The sequence below is a fragment of the Microbacterium lacus genome, from assembly GCF_039531105.1.
In the GTDB taxonomy this organism is placed as follows: Bacteria; Actinomycetota; Actinomycetes; order Actinomycetales; family Microbacteriaceae; genus Microbacterium; species Microbacterium lacus.
This window is the reverse complement of sequence record NZ_BAAAPK010000003.1, coordinates 17,180-38,517: the sequence shown is the minus strand read 5'-3', so window position 1 is coordinate 38,517 and position 21,338 is coordinate 17,180. Positions and strand designations below refer to the sequence as shown.

Sequence of the window (21,338 nt, the reverse complement as noted above, 5' to 3'; positions counted from 1 at the left end):
ACTCAGCCGTGTTTCGGCACGGTGGATGCCGGCAGACCGGTCCCGGGTCGAGGGCCGGACTCGGCACCCGGGCCCAAATCGGGGCCCGACGGCTGGGCGGCGACGCGCCGGGAGCGGAGACTGGTCACCAGCACCCCGGCGACCAGGAGCAGCCCACCGACGGCCTCGGCGATCGTCGGGATCTGCCTGAGGAGCAGTGCCGCCGAGGCCATGGCGACGACCGGCGCCAGCAGCACCCACGGCACGACCGCCGCCGAGCGGTTGCGGGCGAGCAGTCCGTTGAAGATCGCGTAGCCGATGATCGTGCACAGGACGGCGGTGTACAGCGTCGACAGCACGGGCCGCCAGCCGAAGGCGGCGAGTCCCGTGCCGATCGCCGCGGGACCCTCGATCGCGAACGACAGCGCGAGGGCGGGCACAGGGACGACGAGCGCCGACCACACCGTGAGCGAGAGCGCGCCGAACCGTCCCGAGCCGCGCACGACCCCCGCCCGCCGCGAGATCACATTGCCGATCGCCCACGAGGCGGCGGCGGCGAGGGCGAGCATGACGGCGAGCGCCGGGGCGTTGCCGCCGCGACCCACCGCGACCACCGCGAGCCCGATCACGCCCACGGCGACGCCGACCACCTGCCACACGGTCGGCCGTTCCTTCAGGACGCCGGCCGCGATCACGATCGTGAAGACCGCCTGCGCCTGCAGCAGGAGCGCCGCGAGCCCGGGCTGCAGGCCGAGCGCCATCGATGTGTACAGCAGACCGAATTGCCCGAGACTCATGAAGAGCCCGACCCCGACGATCGTCCGCCACGAGGTCGCCGGCCGCGGCACGAACACGACCGCCGCCGCGACGACGAGGAAGCGGATCGCGACGAAGAGCAGGGGCGGGATGCCGCGCATCCCCCAATCGATCACGACGAAGTTGAAGCCCCACAGGCTCGCGACGCTCGCCGCGAGGATCATGTCGCGTCTGTTCACAGCTCCACTTCACCGCGCGAGACCGTGAAGAACAAGCGATGATATCTCCGCCAGATTCGGTAGCATCGCTTCATGATCGACCTGGACGCCATCATCTCGCTCCGCGCCGTGGCCACGCAGGGCAGCGTCGCGGCCGCCGCGACGGCCCTCGGGTACACCCCGTCCGCGGTGTCGCAGCAGGTAAAGCGCCTCGAGCGCGACACGGGCGTGGCTCTCCTCGAGCGCGTCGGCCGCGGCGTGGTGCTCACCGAGGCCGGCACGCGCCTCGTCGTCGCCTCCACGCCGATCCTCGCCGATGTCGAGCGGCTGCGCGCCGACCTCCAGCTCTCCGCCGCCGAGGGCGGAGTGGTCGGAGAGATCCGGATCGCCGCGTTCTCGACCGTCGTCCGCGGGCTGATCACCCCGGTGCTCGCGGAGCTCGCCGAGCGGCATCCGGATCTGCGACTGCCGCTGCGCGAGAGCGAGCCGTGGGAGACGATCGCGCTCGTCGCCTCCGGTCAGCGCGACCTCGGGATCGTGCACCGCTGGGGCGGCGTCGCGCTCGCGATGCCCGACCATCTCGTCGCCACGCCCCTGTTCACCGATGTCGCCGACATCGTCATGCACCGCGACCACCCGCTCGCCGATCGCGACGTGCTGCATCCGGCCGACCTCGCCGCGGAGCCGTTCGTCGCCACGTTCGAGGCGACGATCTGCCGGCAGTGGCTGCGGCGCCTGTTCGACGGCGTGCCGAACGCGCCGCGCGTGGTGCACGAGTCGATGGAATTCCAGAACCACCTGGAGCTCGCTCGCGCCGGTCTCGCGGTCGCGCTTGTGCCGCGCCTGGGCCGCGGTGACCTCGGGCCCGACCTCGTCGCCGTGCCGACGATCGACCCGGCCTCGACCCGCGACGTGCTGGCCGTGCACCGGCGGACGCAGGCCGACTCCCCCGCCCTTCAAGTGGCACTGGATGCCGTCGTCCACCGAGCCGCGCGTCTGTGAACGACATCCTCGGTCGCGCACCGGTCGTGACCGGGGCAGACTAGGCGCATGACTCGTGCCGGACAGCCCGCAGAAGCCTCGGACCTCATCGACATCGATGAGCTGATCAACGCCTACTACGACCGCAAGCCGGATGCCGGCATCCCCGAGCAGCGGGTGGCGTTCGGTACGAGCGGCCATCGCGGATCGTCGCTGAGCACGAGCTTCAACGAGGACCACATCCTCGCCACCACCCAGGCGATCGTGGACTACCGCACCGCGCAGGGGATCGCCGGCCCGCTGTTCCTCGGCCGTGACACGCACGGCCTGTCGCTGCCGGCCGAGCGCAGCGCGATCGAGGTGCTCGTTGCGAACGGTGTCGACGTCCGCGTCGACACCCGCGATTCCTGGGTGCCGACGCCCGCTCTCAGCCACGCGATCCTCGCGTACAACCGGGGGCGCGCGCTCGATGACCCGGGCCGCTCGGACGGCATCGTGGTGACCCCGAGCCACAACCCGCCGCGCGACGGCGGATTCAAGTACAACCCGCCGAACGGCGGCCCCGCCGACACCGACGCGACCGGCTGGATCGCGAACCGCGCGAACGAGCTCATCGCCGGCGGACTCGCGGGCGTGCGCCGCACCCCGTTCAAGGACATCGACGCCGACGCGCTCGGCGAGTACGACTTCCGCGAGGCGTACGTCCGCGACCTCGAGAACATCATCGACATCGAGGCGATCAAGAAGGCCGGCGTCCGCATCGGCGCGGACCCCCTCGGCGGCGCGTCCGTGGAGTACTGGGCGCTCATCGCCGAGCACTACGGGCTCGACCTCACCGTGGTGAACCCGGACGTCGATCCGACCTGGAAGTTCATGACGCTCGACTGGGACGAGAAGATCCGCATGGATCCCTCCTCGCCGAGCGCGATGGCCTCCCTCGTCGCGAAGCGCCACGACTACGACATCCTTACCGGGAACGACGCGGATGCCGACCGCCACGGCATCGTCACCCCGGACGCCGGGCTGATGAACCCGAACCACTACCTCGCCGTCGCGATCGACTACCTGTATGCGCACCGCCCGGGGTGGCCCGCGGATGCCGCCGTGGGCAAGACCCTGGTGAGCTCGATGATCATCGACCGGGTGGCGGAGTCGCTCGGCCGCACGCTCCTGGAGGTGCCGGTCGGCTTCAAGTGGTTCGTCCCGGGCCTGCTCGACGGCTCGGTCGCGTTCGGTGGCGAGGAGTCCGCCGGCGCGTCCTTCCTCCGGTTCGACGGAACCGTGTGGACGACCGACAAGGACGGCATCCTGCTGTGCCTGCTGGCCGCCGAGATTCTGGCGGTGACGGGCAAGACCCCGTCGCAGCGCTACAGCGAACTCGAGGACACGTTCGGCTCGTCCGCGTACCAGCGGGTCGACGCCCCCGCCTCGCCGGCGCAGAAGGCCGCGCTCGCGAAGCTCGCACCCGAGGCGGTGACCGCGACCGAGCTCGCCGGCGAGCCGATCACCGCGAAGCTCTCGCACGCGCCGGGCAACGGTGCGGCGATCGGGGGCCTCAAGGTCCAGACCGAGCACGCGTGGTTCGCGGCGCGCCCCTCGGGCACGGAGGACGTGTACAAGCTGTACGCCGAGTCGCTTCGCGGCGAGGACCACTTGCGCGAAGTGCAGGAGGAGGCCCGCGCGGTCGTCGCGGAGGCGCTCGGCGGGGCCTGAGCGGGGCTCGTCACCGTCGCGGCGGGGCACTCGAGTCCCGCACCACGAGAGAGGTCGCAAGGTCGATCCGAGCCGCCTCGACCTCGACGCCGGACTTCATCTTCAGGACCAGCCGCGTCGCCTCCTCCGCCATGCGCCGCAATGGCTGATGGACGGTCGTGAGCGCTGGAGTCATCAGCCGGGCGAGGGGGATGTCGTCGTACCCGACCACCGAGAGATCCCCCGGCACGGCGATGCCGGCGCGCGCGGCGACGCGCAGCACACCGAGCGCCTGCAGATCGCTGCCTGCGAAGATCGCGGTCGGGGACTCCTCGAGGGCGAGCAGGTCGGCGGCGTGGCGTTCTCCCCCCGACTCGCGGAAGTCCCCGTATCGTTCCCACTCCGGACGAGCGTCCAGATTCGCCGCCTTCATCGCCGACCGGTAGCCGTCGACCCGCGCCAATGACGACATCATGTCTGCCGGCCCGGTGATGGCGGCGATCGCCCGGTGGCCGAGCTCGATGAGGTGACGCGTGGCGAGCAGCCCACCCTGCCAGTTGGCGGAGCCGACCGCTGCCACGGCGGGCGCGGGGTCGCCGGCAGGGTCGAGGACGACGAAGGGGATGCCGCGAGCGCCGAGCTTGCGCCTTCCCGCCGCCGGGAGCCCCGCGGAAACGAGCACCACACCGGCGGGTCGGCGACGCAGCACGTCCGTCACCCAATCCGCGGCAGGCGCATGACGATCGCCGCTGACGGACAGGGAGACTGTCAGCCCGGATTCCGCGGCGACCTCCCGGACGCCGTCGATCACCTCGAGCGACCAGTTGGGATCGAGCTCGTGCAGCACGACTTCGACGAAATCACTGCGGTCGGAACCCCGCCGGGAGTAGCCCCGCCGCTGAAGGTGAGCCTCCACCCGGGTACGTGTCGCGTCGGCGACATCTCCCCGGCCGTTGAGCACCTTCGAGATCGTGGTTACCGACACCCCGGTCTCCGCCGCGATCGTCGCCAGCGTCACCCGCGTCGACGCAGCCATGCCGTCCCTGGAGCGGTCATCTCTGGAGAGCGCCGACGGATCGACGGAGGATCTGCGCGAGCGGCTCTCTGGCGCGGCAGTTCTCGAACGCGAACGCATCGGCGATGCGCTCCGCGTCCTCGGGTCCGACACCCTCGAACGCGCGGGCATACTCGCCGACCATCGCCTCGGCGAACATGACGTGCCGCACGTGACCGTGGATCCAGCGGGGCGCCCCCCAGGGATAAGGCTGGAAGTCGGGGAACTCCTCGCGGAAGAGTGCCTCGATGGGCTCGAGAAGGTGCCGCACGCCCTCGTCCGTCGCTCCCCATGAGTCCACTCCGAATCGCTTCTTCCTCTCCAGGAACGGCGCGATGCGCGTCATGTACTCCGAGTCGGGGTCCGCCGTGACCACTCCCTGCAGCCCGATGTCCTTGTACGTCCACAGCGCCCAACTCGCGTCGTGCCGCGAGAAGATCGCGAGCTGGTCCTCGAGCAATCGGAGCCGCTGCCCGTCCCGTTCGGGGTCTCCGGTGTAGACCGGGCCGAATTCGCCCACCCAGATCGGGGTCCCCGTTTCACGCATGTACGCGGTGCGGGCCAGGAACGTCTGCTCCACGATGTCGCGGTCGACGTACTGTCCGCGGCTGACGCCGGGGTAGGGGCCACCGTCGACGAACCCTGGCAGGGCGTAGTCGTGAGCCGTGTACACACAGTTGGGGAGCGGGTCGCCGAGCTGGTCGAACTGCGTCGAATAGCGGTTTCCGTCCAGAAACAGGATGTGATCCGGATCGACGGCGCGGATCGCGGCCTCGAGGCGACGATAGAAGGGCCCGATGGTCGAGCCCTCCGCGTCACCCGGTTCGTTGATCGGGTTGTATCCGGCCACCCACGGGTTGCCTCGGTAGTGCGCGGCGATGTGTTCCCAGAGATTGACGACGCGATCCTGGAACTGCCGCTGCGACCAGAAGTGCGCCCACTGCGTCGGGTTATCGCTGTGCCAGTGCTGGTTCTGCGCGCCGGGGACCGCGTGCAGGTCGAGGATCGCGTAGATGCCGTGCCGCGCGCATACGTCCACGACGGCGTCCAGAAGTCGGAAGCCCTCCTCGCGGATCTCGAACGGTGCATCATCGCTCTCGAAGTGGCGGTAGTTGAACGGGATCCGCACGGAGTTCAGGCCGAGGCTCTTCAGGAATGCCGCATCGCGATCGGTGAAGAACACCGCGAGGAACCGGTCGAAGAAGCGTGCGTACCCCTCGTCGCCGAGGACGCCGCGCAGCGCCCGACGCATCTGCGACTCGGTTCCGGCGTACCCGGTGATGAAGTTCTCCATGTTCATCCAGCCGCCGAGGCCGAAGCCGCGCAGCACGATCGGATCCGCTCCGTTCAGGATGCGGGTACCGTGCACCTTCAGCAAGTGGGTCATGCTCACCCCTAGGCCAGCGTGAGCGCGGTCCAGGATGCGCGCGGGAGGGTGACGCGCACGGTACCGCTCTCCAGACGCGCCGACTCGTTCGCACGAAGACCCACACGATGCGGGTTGTGCAGCGTGTTGGTCGCGTGGATGTCCTCGTCCCAGAGCGACTGGACCGTGCCCAGCTCGATGTCGCCGAGGAGGCGCACGTCGATGTCGATGTCGATGTCCTCCTCGAGGCTGCGGTTGACGAGGAACACGGAAGTCTCCCCGCTCTCGGCATCGCACGTCGCGACGGCGTCCACCAGGGGTACCTCGCCGTATTGTGCCGTCTGGTAGGTCGGGCAGTCGAGCTTGAGTTCGAGGGTGACCCCGCGCGCAAGACGGGATGTGACCGCGAAGGGGTAGAACGTCGTCTGGCGCCACGCGGGCCCGCCGGGCTCCGTCATGATCGGGGCGATCACGTTCACGAGCTGCGCAAGGCTCGCTGCCGTCACCCGGTCGGCGTGACGGATGAGCGAGATCATCAGGTTCCCGAAGACGACGGCGTCCAGGACGGAGTAGGTGTCCTCCAGGAGTCGAGGAGCCACCGGCCACTTATCGACCGCGGTGATGCGGTCGACGTCGTGGTATCGCGACTGGTACCAGACGTTCCACTCGTCGAACGAGATGTTGATGGTCTTGTCGCTGCCGCGGACGGCCTTCACGTGGTCAGCCGTCGCCACCACCGAGTCGATGAAGCGATCCATGTTGACCGCGGACGCGAGAAAGCTTCCGTAGTCTCCGTCGACGGGCTCGTAATACGCGTGGCACGAGATGAAGTCGACGTCGTCGTAGGTCTGCTCCAGCACGACCCGTTCCCAGGTGCCGAACGTCGGCATCTGCGCCCCGGAGCTTCCGCAGACCACGAGTTCCAGATCGGGGTCGATCTGGCGCATCGCGCGCGCGGTCTTGGATGCGAGCTCGGCATACCCGAGCGCGGTGCCGTGCCCGAGCTGCCACGGACCATCCATCTCGTTGCCCAGACACCACATTCGGACGTTGTGGGGCTCCGGGGTGCCATTGGCGACGCGCTGGTCGGACAGCGCCGTGCCGGAGCGGATGTTCGCGTACTCGAGGACGTCGAGAGCCTCCTGCACGCCTCGGGTGCCGAGATTGACGGCGTACATCATCTCGCTGCCCACCTTGCCCAGCCAGACGGCGAACTCGTCCAGCCCGACCTCGTTCGTCTCGGTGGAATGCCAGGCGAGATCCAGTCGACGGGGACGTTCGTCGACGGGACCGACGCCGTCCTCCCAGCGGTAGCCCGACACGAAGTTGCCGCCCGGATAGCGGATGGTGGACACGCCGAGTTCGCGAACGAGATCGATCACATCCGTCCGATAGCCGTGCTCGTCGGCGCTGGGATGTCCGGGCTCATAGATGCCGTCGTAGACACAACGGCCCAGATGCTCGACGAAGGAGCCGAACAGCCGGCGATTGATGGGCCCGACCGCGAAATGCGGGTCGATGACGAGACGTGCGGGGGTCATGGTCCTCTTCTTGGATCGATCTCTTGTGTGGAGGGTCGGCGGTGACTATTTGAGGCTTCCGATGGCCAGCCCCCCTCGCCAGTAGCGCTGAAGCGTGAGGAACGCGATGATCAGCGGGATCACCGAGACCAGCGAGCCGAGCACGATGATGCTCCACAGGCTCTGCCCACCCGCCGCCCCGTAGGTCGACGCGGTCGACTGCCAGAGGCCGATCCCCACCGTCACCGGGAAGAGCCGGTTGTCGGAGAGCATCACGAGCGGCAGGAAGTAGTTGTTCCATGAGGCGACGACAGACAGGAGCAGCACCGTCACGATCGCGGGGCGCAGGAGCGGCAGGGCCACCGTGAAGAACGTCCTGAACTCGCCCGCTCCGTCGACGCGCGCGGCATCGAGGAGCTCGTCGGGGACGGCATCACGCGCATAGACGTTCATGAGGTACACCCCGAAAGGGTTCAGGAGCGTCGGGAAGATGACGGCCCAGATCGTGTTCGTCCAGCCCACCTGCGCGAACAGCACGAACGTCGGGATCACGAGCGCCGTGGTCGGCACCATGACGGCGCCGAGGAGAATCGCGAACGAGAACCGCCGGCCGGCGAACGTGTACTTGGCCAGTCCGTAGCCGGCCAGCACGGCGAGCGCCGTCGCGCCGATGCCGCCGACGATCGCATAGAGCGCCGAGTTGGCCAGCCAGCGCGCGTAGATGCCGCCGCCGTAGGTGAACAGATCGATGAAGTTCTGGACGTAGTCGATGTCGTCCGCGAACCAGAGCGAGCTGCCTCCGCCGAACAGGCCCGCCGAACTCTTCGAGCTGTTGACGATGAGCCACCAGAACGGGACGAGGAAGTACACCATCAGCAGTCCGAGCACGATGTTCAGGGGCACGCGGCCGGGCGCGCGTGGGATCGTGCGGCGCTCGATGGTGTTCCGAGAGGTGCGGCGTTCGCTCTTGCTCTCGACGGGTGTGACACTCATGAGGTGAAGCTCCCTCGCTTGCGGGTCGCGAACAGGAAGATGTAGACGCACACGAACACCACGGCACCCAGGGCGAACGAGATCGTCGCGCCGTAGTTGTAGTTCGCGAGCGAGAACGCCTGCTGGTACGCGTACATGTTGGGGGTGAAGTCGTTCGGGATCGCACCTGCGGCGAGCTGCTGGAGGATCTGCGGCTCGTTGAAGAACTGCAGGGTGCCGATGAGCGCGAAGACGAGGATCAGCAGAAGCGCGGGCGTGAGGAGCGGGATCTTGATCCGCAGGACGATCTGCCACTGCGAGGCACCGTCGATGCGTGCGGCTTCGTACAGGGTCGGGTCGATCCCCTGCAGGGCCGCGTAGATGATGATCATGTAGTAGCCGGCCCATTGCCACGTGACGATGTTGAGCAGTCCGTAGAAGATGAGGCTCGAGCTGAGGAAGTCGGGGGCCTGCTGACCGAAGGCCTCGAAGATCTCCGCCAGCGGACCGAAGTTGTCGCTGTAGAGGAAGCCCCACATGAGGGCGCCGATCACGGTCGGGATCGCGTACGGCATGAAGATCATGAGCCGCGAGAAGCGGGCGTACCGCGTGATCACGATGTCGAGGATGAGCGCGATCGCGAGCGAGACCGCCATCTGCAGTGGGATCAGCACCAGCGAGAACCTGATCACGAACCAGACGCCGTCCAGGAACGACGGGTCGGTGAAGGCCTTCGCGTAGTTACCGAACAGCACGAACCGCGTGCCGCCGATCATCGACTTCTGGAAGAGGCTCAGATAGAGCGCGTAGAAGATCGGGACGATGAGGAGTGCGATGAAGACGATGCCGAACGGTCCGACGAAGAGCCAGCCCATCAGGTTCTGACGAGCCGATACGGACCTGCGGCGCTTCGTCGGGATGTCGACGTTTTCGAGCGTGGTGGTCATGGTTTCTCCGGGTCTGGGGAGGGAATGACCGGGGGTCGGCCCGCGTGAGACGGACCGACCCCCGGCTCAGGTCACTCGACGACAGTGAACCCCTGTTCCTCGGCGTAGGCCACCACGTCCGCCTGAAGGGCGTCCGCCGCTTCGGAGCCGGTCGCCGAGCCATCGATGATGGCGGCGATCTGGTTCGTCAGCGCGGTGTAGTAGTACTGCCCGAGGGGCGTGTACGTCATGCCGGTGTAGGCGTCGGCCGCCGGCACGTACACCTCCTTGTTGGCCTGCTGGCCGCTGAAGAACGGGACCTCGTAATCCTGGAACTCGGCCGAGGAGAGCACGTTGGCGTTCAGTGGGAAGATGATCTGCTGCTGCCATCCCTCATCCAGCGAGGCCTGGTCGGCGTAGACGCCGAACGCGACCTTGGCGGCGAGTTCCGGGTTCGACGCCTGGCTGCTCACCACGAAGGCCGAGCCGCCCCAGTTGATCGAGATCGGGTTCGCCGGATCCCACTGCGGCATGGGAGCCACGCCCCACACACCGGCGTCCGCACCTTCGCCGACGCCCGCGCCCTGGAGGTAGCCCGGGGCCCACGCGGCCGAGAGGTAGGTGGCGTAGTCGCCGCCGATCACGCCCGCGATGTACTCGGGGGTGAACTGGTCCTCGGTGCCGACCAGGCCCTTGTCCACGAGGCCGTCCCAGTAGTCCAGGACTTCCTTGATCTCGGGGCTGTTCAGGTTGATCCCGATCTCGCCCTCGTTCGCCGGGTCGTACGTGAACGGCTCGGCGCCGTTGCCGTAGAAGTACGCCGTGGTCGTCGCGGGCTGGTTCGCCGCGAAGCTCGCGAAGACCGGGCCGCCGGCATCCTTGAGCGCCTGAGCGGTGCTCTCGAGCTCTTGCCACGTCGTGGGAGCCGTGAGGCCGTACTGCTCGAAGATGTCGGTGCGGTAGATCATGCCCATCGGGCCGCCGTCGACCGGAGCGCCGTAGATGCCGTCGCCGACCGAGACGTCCTTCCAGGCGCCTTCGCTGAAGTTGTCCTTGACGTCTTCATAGCCGAGGTCGCTCAGGTCGACGAGCGCGTCCTGGACCTGGAAGGTCGGGATGCGGTCGGCTTCGACCATCATGACGTCGGGGGCGCCGCTCCCGGCCGAGATGGCGGTCTGGAACTTGTCGTACGCGTCCCCACCGGCGCCGGCGTTCGTCCAGCAGACCTGGACGTCGTCGCTCGCCTCGTTGAAGTTGTCGACGACCGTCTCCATGTTCGGGTACCACGCCCACATGGTGACCACGGGCAGGTCGGTCTTCGTGATCGTGTTGGTGCAGTTGCTGGCGTCGCTTCCTCCGCCACCACCGCCGTCGCCACTGTCGTCTCCACCTGCGGAACAGGACACGAGGGCGCCGGCGAGCACCAGTGTTGCTGCTCCAGCGATGACCGCTTTCGTCTTCACTGTGTTTCCTTTCGGATGCTGGACATCTTTGTCAGAGCGCCCGCGATCGTGACAGACCGCCCTGGGACAGGGCGTTACGGGTCCGCCGAGGGGGCGAGGTTTTCTGTGCGATCGCGTTTGCAACGTTGTACTTTCAACGTTGCAAACTGACTATTCCCGATGCTCGCGCGGGTGTCAAGACCCTTCCGAAAACTTCCTGTCGAAACGCCGACATCACGCACGACGTCGCCCCCGTCGAGAGGCGGGGGCGACGTCGTCGGGGACGGTCAGTACGTGACGGGGGCATCTCCGAGCTCATCGAGGAGCCGGCGCATCGCCGCGTAGGCGGCGTCCCGGTGGGCGACCAGCTCCGGCAGCTGCTCGGGTGGGGTCGCGAGGAATCCGCGCCCGCTCTTGACCCCGAGAGCACCGTCCGCGACGCGTTCGGTGAGGGCATCCGGGGCGGCGAAGCGGTCGGGGTACCCCTCGGAGAGCGATCGGTAGCAGAACGCGTACACGTCGAGCCCCGCCATGTCGGCGATCGCGAACGGGCCGAAGAACGGCAATCGGTAGCCGAACGTCGTCCGGGTGATCGTGTCGACCGCCTCCGCCATCGCGACCCCCTCCTCGACGAGTCTCGACGCTTCGCTGAAGAGCGCGTACTGCAGGCGATTGAGGACGAATCCGGTGACGTCGGCGACCTCGACGCCGAGCTTGCCGGCCGCCGCCAGCAGGGCGATCACCTCGGCCGCGGCGTCGGCGCGCGTCGCCGCGTGCGGAATGACCTCGACACCCGGGATGAACGGGGCCGGGTTGCTGAAGTGCACACCGAGGAACCGTTCGGGCCTCTCTACCCCTTCAGCGAGCGTGCCGATCGAGATCGTGGAGGTGTTGCTGCCGATGAGGGCATCGGCCCGTGCAGCCGCGCTCACCCGTGCGAGGGTCTCGTGTTTGAGCGTGAGGATCTCGGGAACGGCCTCCTCGATGAAATCCGCATCCTCCACCGCGTCCTCGATCGATGCCGCGGCTGCGACGCGTGCGGCGACGCGCTCCGCGGCGTCCTCGGGGAACAGGCCGCGCTGCGCGTAGTCGGCCGCCTCGGTGACGATCCGCTCCCTGCTGCGCGCCGCGTGTTCGGCGCTGACGTCGGCGAGCCTCACGTCGTGCCCCGCCAGGGCGAGCACCTGCGCGATGCCGCCCCCCATGTATCCCGAACCGACGACGGCGATCCGACCGATCATCACTTCTCCTCTGCTTCGATCTGACCGATGAGCGCCACTTTCGCCGCCGACGCCGATGCCGGGTCGAACGTATGGGTGAGCCACTCGTCGACGAGCTTCTTCGCCAGTTCGAGCCCGATCACCCGCGCTCCCAGGGCGAGAACCTGCGCATCGTTGCTCAGCACCGCCCGTTCGACCGAATAGCTGTCGTGGGCGGTCACCGCGCGGATGCCGCGGACCTTGTTCGCCGCGATCGCCACCCCGAGTCCGGTGCCGCAGACCAGGAGGGCGCGATCGACGGTCCCTGCGGCGATCAGGCGAGCGGCGTCGCCCGCGACCCGCGGGTACGGCGTCGTGTCGTGGGCCGTCACGCCGACGTCGACCACGGCATCGACTCGGGGATGCGCACGCAGATGCTCGCCGAGCACCTGCTTGTAGGCGAAGCCGGCGTCATCAGCGCCGATCGCGATCTTCCATCCCATGTCAGGACTCCTCCTCCTGCGGCACACGCGCGCCGTCCCGCGGCACGAGCGCGCCGACGATCATGGCGAACGACACGGCTCCCGGATCGGGATGCCCGATGCTGCGTTCGGCGAGCGGTCGTGCACGCCCCTTGCGTGGCGTGAGCGTCGCGGTGGCCTCGGCGGCCGCCGCGGCGGCGGCTGCGGCATCCCGCATCGCGTCTGCGACGGTCGCACCGAGCACGACCTTCCGGCGGAACTCGTCGTCGAAGGGGATGAGGGCGTCCACAAGCGTCTTGTCGCCGAGCTGGGCACCGCCCAGCTGCTCGATCCTCGTCCGCCCGGCGTGGATCGCGTCCGCAACCGCGGCGGCGTCCGGGTCGGTGTGTGCGAGCGCGTCGGCCATGGCTTCGAGAGCGGCTCCCCACAGTGCGCCCGACGTGCCGCCCGCGCGGTCGGCCCACGCCGCCCCGGCGCGCCGCAGCTGTTCGCCGACACCGAGTTTCCCGTCACTGCCGATCGCAGCGGCCGTCGCCGCGTCGATCCCCCGCAGCATCCCGACCCCGTGGTCGCCGTCGCCCGCGATCGCGTCGAGGTCACCGAGTGCGGCGGCGTTCTCGGCGATCACGGCGCGCGCCCCGTCGAACAGCTCGGCGCACAGCGCCGCGGCCGATTGCGACGCGGGCGACGCGTCCGGGCGAACGGGATCGGCGGGCGTTCCGCCCGCTCCGTCCGCCGACACCGACGGCTCGGCATCGGCGGCATCCGGACCCGGCGACGAGACAGGAGATTGCACACGTGACTGCACGCCCATACTTCCTCGCGCAAAGGCGGGTGTGGAAGCCGGAGCGTTCCACAGCCGTTCGAGCTCGTCGTCCACCCAGAGCACCGTCACCGAGACCCCCGCCATGTCGAGGCTCGTCACGAGTTCTCCGCAGAGGGGACTGACGACCTCCACACCTTCCGCGACGAGGATGTCGGTCAGGTGCCGATACAGCACGAAGAGCTCTTCATACTTGACGGTGCCGAGCCCGTTGACGATCAGCACGGCGCGCGAGCCCGCACCCTCGGGTCGCTCCGCCAGGAGAGGATCGAGGAGCGTCAGGGCGAGTTCGGGCGCACGCTGCATCGGCACGTCGCGCACGCCGGGTTCACCGTGGATGCCGAGCCCGACCGACATCATTCCGACGGGCACCGTGAACAGCGGTCCCGCGGCACCCGGGAGCGCGCACCCGCCGAAAGCGACGCCGAGGGTCCGCGTGCGGTCGTTCGCCCGGCGGGCGAGACGCTCGACCTCATCGATGTCGGCGCCCTCTTCGGCGGCGGCTCCCGCGATGCGGAAGACACACAGGTCGCCGGCGATCCCCCGACGCGTGTTGCGCACGTCCACGGGAGCGCTCGCGATGTCGTCGGTCACGAGGACGGTGCGCACGTCGATTCCCGATGCGCGGAGTTCGCGCTCGGCCGCCCCGAAGTGGATCACGTCGCCCGCGTAGTTGCCGTAGCTGAGCAGGATGCCGCCCCCGGCGTCGGCGGCACGCGCGACGCTGGCCACCTGGCGGGCCGAGGGAGAGGAGAAGATGTTGCCGCAGACCGCTCCCGCCGCCACTCCGGCGCCGACGAGGCCCGCGAACGCCGGATAGTGCCCCGATCCGCCGCCGATCACGACCGCCACGCGCCCGGCCGCGAGCGGACGGGCGCGCACGATCCCGCCGTCGACGCGGTGGACGAGATCACCGTGCACGCGCGCGAAGCCCTCGAGCGCGTCGTCGACGAACGCCTCCGGGTCGGCGAAGATTCGGGTCATCGCGCCGCTCCTGCGCTCTGCGGGAACTGCTGCCGCACGCGGCTCGGAGGCGGGTCGTATGCGCGCCGGGGAAGGATCCGGTCGCGCAGGTAGTCACGATTGGCGGCGCTCATGCTGAGACCGTCTCCGCCGTAGTGCTCCGTGCAGATGACACCCTGGAAGCCGGCCTCGATCGCACACTGCAGCGCGGAGCGGTAGTCGATCAGCCCGCTCTCGAGGTACGTCGGGCTGCTCGTGACGGCCCCCGTGACGGCATCCTCGTCGCGCGTGTAGTTCTTGACGTGCCAGTAGTTGGCGTACGGCAGCGTCTGCCGGGCGATCTCTCGCCAGTCCTCGATCGGCTCGTGCAGGCGGATGAGGTTGCCGAAGTCCGGGTTGAGACCGACCACGTCCATTCCGATGTCCTCGACGAGCCGGACCGCGGAGTCGGCAGTGCCGAGGTACGTGTGCTCGTACATCTCCAGCGAGAGCAGCACCCCGACGTCCGCCGCGTGACGCCCGAGTTCTCGGAACCGCCGGACCGCGAGCTCCCACGTCGCCGGGTCGTCGTACGGGTCCCGATGCCCCGCGACAGTCCAGAACCACAGCTGCTGCCGCTGCTCCGCGGTAAGCGGCCGGTGCAGGCCCACCGACACCACTCCGACCCCCCAGTCCGCGGCGAGATCGATGCAGCGGTGGCTGTAGGCGAGGTTCTCCTCGCCGTCCAATTCGTCCGTGACGCTGCGGCGGATGACGGAGAGGGATGCCGGCGTGAGGCCGCTCTGCGCGAGGGACTCCCGCATCGCGTCCGTCTGGACCGGTGTCAGATCGCCGAATGCGGTCCAGGTGTCGGTGAGGTCGACCGCGTCGAAGCCCGCATCGACGACGGCGTCGAATACGCGCTGCCAGCGCCGGAGCGCCTGCGCATCGGGTTCGCCATCCGCGAGGCGTTCCGCGGTGAACGGAAGAAGCGAAGCCGCGATCGGCCAGGTCTCAGCGGTGAGCGCCATCGGGGCATCCTCCTGGGTGACGTATCGAGCACGATACACGAAAACACAACGTTGTAAATATCGGGTCGCGTGTTCCGATGCGCGAGTCGGCGGGATCGACGCGCTCGTCGGGTGCGATTCGCGCCACCCGGCGCCCGGGCCTGCCCGACCGCGGTCGCCCGCGAGGATATGCTTGCGGCACATTCATCGGCACAGCACACGGGCGGAGGGGCGGGATGAATGCGACGATGCACGATGTCGCCCGCGTCGCGGGCGTGTCGATCAAGACGGTCTCGAACGTCATCAATGACTATCCCCACGTCCGCTCTGCGACGCGCGACCGCGTCCTGACAGCGATCAAGGAGCTCGGCTATCAGCCGAACCTCTCCGCGCGCGGACTGCGCTCGGGCAAGACCGGCGTGATCGGACTGGCGATCCCTTCCGTCCGGGAGGCGTACTTCGCCGAGCTCGCCGACTCGATCATCCGCGCCGCGGAGAAGAGGGGCCTCGGCGTCGTGGTCGATCAGACCAATCAGGTTCGGCAGCACGAGCTGGATGTCGTCGCTGGCCGTCGACTGCGCCTCACGGACGGCATCGTGTTCAGCCCGGTCACGATCGATGAATCGGACGCCGCGCTGCTGAACGTCCCGTTCCCGCTCGTGATCCTCGGCGAGAGCATATTCGGCGGCCCGACCGATCACGTGACGATGCACAACGTGTCGTCGGCGAAAGCGGCCGTCGAGCATCTCCTGAGCCTCGGCCGACGGCGGATCGCCGTGATCGGCGCGGACGACGACGAAGAGGCGAACGCCTTCGGGTCCGCCACCCTGCGGGTCCGCGGCTACCACCAGGCCCTTCAGGCCGCGGGGATTCCGGCCGATCCGGCGCTCGTGCGCCCGGCGGGGCTGTGGCATCACGACACCGGCGCCGCGGCGACGCGCAGCCTGATCGCGTCCGGCATTCCCTTCGACGGCTTGTTCGCACTGAACGACTCACTCGCGATCGGTGCCCTCCGGGCCCTCGGCGAGGCGGGCGTCCGCGTCCCGGGTGACGTCGCCGTCATCGGATTCGACAACATCGACGGCACGAAGTACTCCATTCCCTCGCTGTCGAGCGTCGACCCCGGGCGCGAAGAGATCGCGGAGATCGCGGTCGAGATGCTCGTCGAGCGGATCGGGGAGAAGGGCGAGCGGATGCCGCCGCGCCGGATCAAGCCCGACTTCCGCATAGTAGGGCGCGAGTCCACCGGCTTCCCGTACGTCGCGGACGTCACCGACACGGACGGCATCGACGAGAGCGCCGCGGTGCCCGCGACAGCATGACGGTGTGACACCGCCGCCGAAGCGGCGACGGTGTCACACGGTCTGTCTCAGCAGCCTCCTCAGCCCTGGAACAGACGCGGCAGGAAGTCGATCAGCGCCTTCTGCCAGACATCCCAACTGTGCGGGCCGGGGATCACGGGGGCGAACTCGTGATCGATGCCCCGGGCGTTCAGAGCGTTCACGAGGCCCAGCGTGTTCTGATATGTGAAGTCCTGCACGTCACCGGTGTAGATGCGCAGGAGCGTCGTCCCGTCGTTGATCGCCTGCACGTCCGCGCTCGCCGGCGGGTTGCTGAACGCCGACATGGCGCCGACGTACGCGAACTCGCCCGGGTACTGGTAGAGCGTGTTCAACGCCAGGCCGGAACCCATCGACAGGCCGGCGATCGCCCGGTTCTGCGGGTCGGCGCTGGTGTTGTACGCCGCTTCGGTCGCGGGGATGATCTGCTGGAACAGTTCGTTCTGGAAGTTCACCCCGTTGCCGTTGGCCATGACGACGACCATCGGGACCATGTCGCCCTTCGCGAGATGGTTGTCCAGGATCTGCGCGGCGAAGCCGACCTCGATCCAGTCCGTCCAGGTCTGGCCGCCGCCGTGCTGCAGGTAGAAGACCGGGTAGGCCTCGGCGCGCTCGGGGTCGTACCCCGGAGGCGTCCAGACGTACGCGGACCGCGTCGGGTTGCCGGTGGCGACGCTCGTGTAGCTCATGACCGTGACCTCACCGCGCGCTTCCGGCGCGACCGGTGTGGTGTACTCACCGCGGAGCGTCTCGTCACCGGGCACCTGGAACGTGCTCCAGTTCGGCTCCGACAGAACCGTCGTCGGGTTGGCGGTGTCCTTGCGGTCCGAACCCTCTACGACGAACTTGTAGTAGTACGACCCGGCCTCGACCGGCATCGTCAGGCGCCAGCGCCCGTCGTCCTGCTTGACCATCGGCGTGCGCGGCCAGCTGCCGGCGGGTCCGAAGTTGCCCCACACCGTCACGTTGTTCGCATTCGCGAACTCCGTGCCGGTCTCGAACGTGACGACGCCGTTCTCGTCGATCCACGGGGTGGGCGTCGTGCCGGCGGCCGGGAGCGAGTGCGGCGTGAGCGGAAGGTGCCCTTCGCTCGGTCCACTGTCGCCCGAATCACGGAACACGCGCTGCGCGAAATCGTGGAGATTCTTCTGCCAGGTGTCCCACGTGCCGCCCGTATCCGGGTCGGATCCGTCGGACTGGAACTCGACGCCCGCGCTGGTGAACGTGTCGGCGAGCTCGACCGTAGCGTTGTAGCGCGGGTCGGTGACGTTTCCGGTGTACAGTCGCACGACGTCGGTCACCCGGTTGATCTGCTTGGACTGGATCTTGCGGGTGTTCGGGTCGAGGTAGCCCGAGAACGATCCGACGTTCGCGAACTCGCGCTCCTTCTCGATCATGAGACCGAGAGCCTGGGCGGCTCCGCGTCCGATGCCGGCGATCGCGCGATCCTCGCCCTTGCGCGAGACGTTGAACTTCTTCTCGGTGGCCGGGAGGACGTTGTTGATCACCTCGCGCGTGATGTTGTCGGACTCGCCATCGGCCATCACGACGACCATGGGCTCGGCGTCGCCGGAGAGTGCCAGATTGTCGAGGATCTGCTGCAGCCGTCCGAGTTCGACCCACTCGCGATAGCTCTGCCCCTCGTCTTGGAGCAGGTAGAGGACGGGGTACGGCTCGGCGCGATCGACGTCGAAACCCGGCGGTGTCCACACCAAGGCCGACCGCTCCGCTTTGGTGACGGTGCTCCGGTACGTGAGATCCTGGAGTTGCCCACCACCGGGGACGTCCGCAAGCCACTCGGCTCCCGGGCCGTCGACGAACAGCGTGTTCCACGTCGGGTGCGAGGTCACCTCCTGGGGGCTGCCGGGATTGCGGAACCCGATCGCGTCCTGATTCCACGAGGGGCGCGCCGAGTACTGGTAGTAGTAGAGACCCGGCTCGAGGGGTCCGATCGTGGATGACCAGTTGCCGCCGCTCGAGCCCATGTTGAGGGTCGTCCAGGTCTTGCCCGGTGCGAAGTTCCCCTCGACCGCGACGACCGACCCCGTGATGCCGGTGGCCGGCTGGATCGCCGAGTTGGGAACCGTGAACCGGTAAACGTCCTCGACCCCGTTGTCCTGGACGACTTCCGCGACCCAGGGGTCTTCTTCCGCCGCCGCCGGCTGGACCGCGAGCAGGGAACCCGTCCCCACGGCCACCGCGGTCGCAAGCGCCGTCCACCTCCATCGTGCGCTGCGCACAGCGCTCGTCTCTTGTCGAATCATCGTCATCGTCGATCCTCTCTCTCGCGCACGGCTGCGTGCGCGTCAACCGTCGCGTCGCCCGGTCGAGCGGCGCGTGATCCAGACCGCAGAGAAACGTGCGAACCGGAGAAGCCGAGGGGGATTTACAACGTCGTAATCTGCAATCACCCCCATGCTGTGCCAGCTCGCCGCGCGATGTCAAGCAAAATCTTCTAACGTTGTAATTGCGTTCGAACGGCACATCGCACGGCCCCGAACGTTTCCGCGGCATCCGCGGGCTGGCGGGCGAGCCGACTCACACCGACGGCGAAGATCCCCCCGCCGCGAGCCTCGCGCCCGCCCCACGAAGCCAGCGCGCCGGGTCGGCCAACGCCGCATCGGCACTGCCGGCCAGCTCGGTGAGCGACACGGCGTGCGCGAATGCCGAGGTGTCGGCATCCGCGGTGATCCGGCCGGCGACGAGGGCGACCGGCACACCCGCGGCTGCGGCGAGCGCGCCGACGTGCGTGGGAGCCTTTCCGGCGGCGGACTGACCGTCGAAAGATCCCTCGCCGGTCACGACGACGGATGCCGCGGCCAGAGCCTCCGGCAGGCCGATGAGTCCGGCGACCTCGGCGGCACCCGGCACCAGTCGAGCGCCCCAGGCGCGGAGGGCGAAGCCGACGCCTCCCGCGGCTCCGGCTCCGGGGGTGTCGGGGTCGGCGGGGAGGAGCTCCGCGAGCCGGCGCAGACCCGCGTCGGCCCGGATCACCGCGCTCTGGCCGAGACCCTTCTGGGGTCCGAACACGGCGGCCGCGCCGAACGCACCCAGGAGCGGGTTCGTCACATCGCTCAGGACGAGGGCACCGCCGCCGGGCAGAGCCCGCAGTGCGGTGAGATCGGCCGCGACCAGGGCGTCCAGTCCGCGGGCGCCGAGCGGGATCGCCTGGCCGGCGGCATCCGTGAATCGCGCGCCGAGGGCGGTGAGCACGCCCGTGCCGCCGTCGGTGGACGCGCTGCTGCCGATGCCCAGCACGAGCCGCGAGACGCCGTGATCGAGCGCCGCGGCGATCGCCTGACCGAAGCCGAGCGAGTGCGCGTCGAGCGGGAGCAGGGCCGAGCCGAGCAGCTCGATCCCGGACGTGGACGCGAGTTCGACGACGGCGGTGCCGCGCGGCGCGTCGTCGGTCGGCGGGAGCAGCAGCCAGGATGCGGCGAGCGGGCGCCCGTGCGGACCCGTCACGGTCACTGGCACACGGGTGGCGTCGGGGATCGCCGCGGCGAACGCGTCGAGCGTCCCCTCGCCACCGTCGGCCATCGGACGCGGCACGATGGCGGTGCCGGGATCGACCGAGCGCCACCCCTCGGCGAGCGCGGCCGCGGCCGCCGCGGCGGCGATCGACCCCTTGAAGCTGTCGGGGGCGAGCACGACGGTCATCGCCCCGGCCCCGTGCTCTCCCGCACCACGAGTCGAGTCGGCACCGTCTCGCGCACGCCGGGATCGCCATCGATCTCGCCGATGAGCGCGTCGACCGCCCGCTCCCCGAGAGCATCGAAGTCCTGTCGCACCGTGGTCAGCGGAGGCAGGTAGTCGGCGGCATCCGCGATGTCGTCGAAGCCCACGACCGAGACGTCGCCGGGCACGTCGCGGCCCGCTTCGGCCAGAGCCCGCAGGAGCCCGAGGGCCATCTGGTCGTTCGCCGCGAAGACCGCCGAGACATCGGGGCGCTCGGCGAGCGTTCGGCCCTGTCGATGGCCGGATGCCGAGGTCCAGTCACCGTGCACGACCGGCGGCACGACGAGCCCGGCGCCTTCCAGCGCGGCACGCCAGCCGCGCTCACGCTCGGCGGCGGCATACGAGTCCGCAGGTCCGGCGAGGTGCCACACCGTGGGATGTCCGAGGTCGAGCAAGTGGGTGGTCGCAGCGCGCGCACCCGCGTCGTGATCGGATTGCACGACGCCGAACCTGTCGTCGTCGGGCGAGTCGACGACCACGAGCTGGAGCCCGGACGGCGACGCGGCGCCGCGGGCGGCGGCGGTCGCCTCGTTCAGCACGATCGCGCCGTCCACGCCCTGGTCGCGCAGGTGGTCGAACGCGGCGCCGAGGGCGTCGGCGTCGGCGGCGGTCACGACGGTCAGTGCGTAGCCGCGACGGGAGGCGGCATCCGCGACGGCCTGCAGCATGCGCGAGTTGCCCACCGAGGCGAGCGTCGAGACCACGAGGCCGATCGTGTGGCTGCGGCCGGTGCGCAGGGCGCGGGCTGCGCGGTGCGGGCGATAGCCGAGGCGGGCCATCGCCGACTCGACGCGCTGCCGGGTCGCCGGGTCGACGCGCGGACTCTCGTTCACGACGCGCGACACCGTCTGGCCCGACACCCCCGCGAGCAGGGCGACGTCGCGCATCGAGACCCGCT

General features: G+C 69.1%; 17 protein-coding genes. 3 read left to right on the top strand and 14 right to left on the bottom strand.

The features are described 5' to 3' along the window. Positions 1-2 precede the first annotated feature (2 nt). Positions 3-974, bottom strand: coding sequence for an EamA family transporter (locus ABD197_RS16430; protein WP_344056063.1), 972 nt, complete (start codon positions 972-974; stop codon positions 3-5). Positions 975-1,046: 72 nt separating this feature from the next. Here ABD197_RS16430 and ABD197_RS16425 point away from each other — a divergent pair, with 72 nt between their 5' ends. Continuing rightward, the gene (locus tag ABD197_RS16425) at positions 1,047-1,955 is read left to right on the top strand and encodes a LysR family transcriptional regulator (protein WP_344056062.1); all 909 of its coding nucleotides are present in this window, start codon (positions 1,047-1,049) and stop codon (positions 1,953-1,955) included. 48 nt (positions 1,956-2,003) lie between these two features. Continuing rightward, positions 2,004-3,647 (top strand): phosphoglucomutase (alpha-D-glucose-1,6-bisphosphate-dependent), encoded by a 1,644-nt coding sequence (pgm, locus tag ABD197_RS16420; protein ID WP_344056061.1) that lies wholly within the window; start codon positions 2,004-2,006, stop codon positions 3,645-3,647. 10 nt (positions 3,648-3,657) lie between these two features. Here pgm and ABD197_RS16415 read toward each other — a convergent pair whose 3' ends face one another. The 10 genes from ABD197_RS16415 to ABD197_RS16370 form a co-directional block, all read right to left on the bottom strand. After that, positions 3,658-4,662 (bottom strand): LacI family DNA-binding transcriptional regulator, encoded by a 1,005-nt coding sequence (locus ABD197_RS16415; RefSeq protein WP_344056060.1) that lies wholly within the window; start codon positions 4,660-4,662, stop codon positions 3,658-3,660. A 16-nt stretch (positions 4,663-4,678) separates the two neighbouring features. Further along, positions 4,679-6,067 (bottom strand): glycoside hydrolase family 5 protein, encoded by a 1,389-nt coding sequence (locus tag ABD197_RS16410; protein ID WP_344056059.1) that lies wholly within the window; start codon positions 6,065-6,067, stop codon positions 4,679-4,681. An 8-nt stretch (positions 6,068-6,075) separates the two neighbouring features. Then, positions 6,076-7,587 carry an arabinosylfuranosidase ArfA gene (gene arfA, locus ABD197_RS16405; RefSeq protein ID WP_344056058.1) on the bottom strand — a complete coding sequence of 504 codons (1,512 nt, stop codon included), beginning with the start codon at positions 7,585-7,587 and terminating at the stop codon, positions 6,076-6,078. A 45-nt stretch (positions 7,588-7,632) separates the two neighbouring features. Continuing rightward, positions 7,633-8,559, bottom strand: coding sequence for a carbohydrate ABC transporter permease (locus tag ABD197_RS16400; protein ID WP_344056057.1), 927 nt, complete (start codon positions 8,557-8,559; stop codon positions 7,633-7,635). Continuing rightward, entirely contained in the window at positions 8,556-9,485 is a 930-nt protein-coding gene (locus ABD197_RS16395; RefSeq protein WP_344056055.1) for a carbohydrate ABC transporter permease, read from the bottom strand. Before ABD197_RS16395 ends, ABD197_RS16400 begins: the two co-directional genes overlap by 4 nt. A gap of 71 nt (positions 9,486-9,556) precedes the next feature. Continuing rightward, positions 9,557-10,927 (bottom strand): ABC transporter substrate-binding protein, encoded by a 1,371-nt coding sequence (locus ABD197_RS16390; RefSeq protein ID WP_344056054.1) that lies wholly within the window; start codon positions 10,925-10,927, stop codon positions 9,557-9,559. Between the two features lie 266 nt (positions 10,928-11,193). Then, a complete protein-coding gene (locus ABD197_RS16385) occupies positions 11,194-12,147 on the bottom strand; it encodes a 3-hydroxyacyl-CoA dehydrogenase family protein (protein ID WP_344056053.1) in 954 nt (317 codons plus the stop codon). After that, positions 12,147-12,608, bottom strand: a complete 462-nt coding sequence (locus ABD197_RS16380; protein ID WP_344056052.1) for a ribose-5-phosphate isomerase — start codon at positions 12,606-12,608, stop codon at positions 12,147-12,149. Before ABD197_RS16380 ends, ABD197_RS16385 begins: the two co-directional genes overlap by 1 nt. Before the next feature lies 1 nt (position 12,609). Continuing rightward, a complete protein-coding gene (locus tag ABD197_RS16375) occupies positions 12,610-14,394 on the bottom strand; it encodes a dihydroxyacetone kinase family protein (RefSeq protein ID WP_344056051.1) in 1,785 nt (594 codons plus the stop codon). Next, entirely contained in the window at positions 14,391-15,383 is a 993-nt protein-coding gene (locus ABD197_RS16370; protein ID WP_344056050.1) for a sugar phosphate isomerase/epimerase family protein, read from the bottom strand. Before ABD197_RS16370 ends, ABD197_RS16375 begins: the two co-directional genes overlap by 4 nt. A 215-nt stretch (positions 15,384-15,598) precedes the next feature. Here ABD197_RS16370 and ABD197_RS16365 point away from each other — a divergent pair, with 215 nt between their 5' ends. Further along, the gene (locus tag ABD197_RS16365; RefSeq protein WP_344056049.1) at positions 15,599-16,684 is read left to right on the top strand and encodes a LacI family DNA-binding transcriptional regulator; all 1,086 of its coding nucleotides are present in this window, start codon (positions 15,599-15,601) and stop codon (positions 16,682-16,684) included. A 59-nt stretch (positions 16,685-16,743) separates the two neighbouring features. Here ABD197_RS16365 and ABD197_RS16360 read toward each other — a convergent pair whose 3' ends face one another. From ABD197_RS16360 to ABD197_RS16350, 3 genes are all read right to left on the bottom strand, one after another. Further along, positions 16,744-18,972 (bottom strand): alpha/beta hydrolase-fold protein, encoded by a 2,229-nt coding sequence (locus tag ABD197_RS16360; RefSeq protein WP_344056048.1) that lies wholly within the window; start codon positions 18,970-18,972, stop codon positions 16,744-16,746. Positions 18,973-19,240: 268 nt separating this feature from the next. Then, positions 19,241-20,362, bottom strand: coding sequence for a glycerate kinase (locus ABD197_RS16355; protein ID WP_344056047.1), 1,122 nt, complete (start codon positions 20,360-20,362; stop codon positions 19,241-19,243). Continuing rightward, a complete protein-coding gene (locus tag ABD197_RS16350) occupies positions 20,359-21,327 on the bottom strand; it encodes a LacI family DNA-binding transcriptional regulator (protein ID WP_344056091.1) in 969 nt (322 codons plus the stop codon). Before ABD197_RS16350 ends, ABD197_RS16355 begins: the two co-directional genes overlap by 4 nt. Between the last annotated feature and the right edge of the window lie 11 nt (positions 21,328-21,338).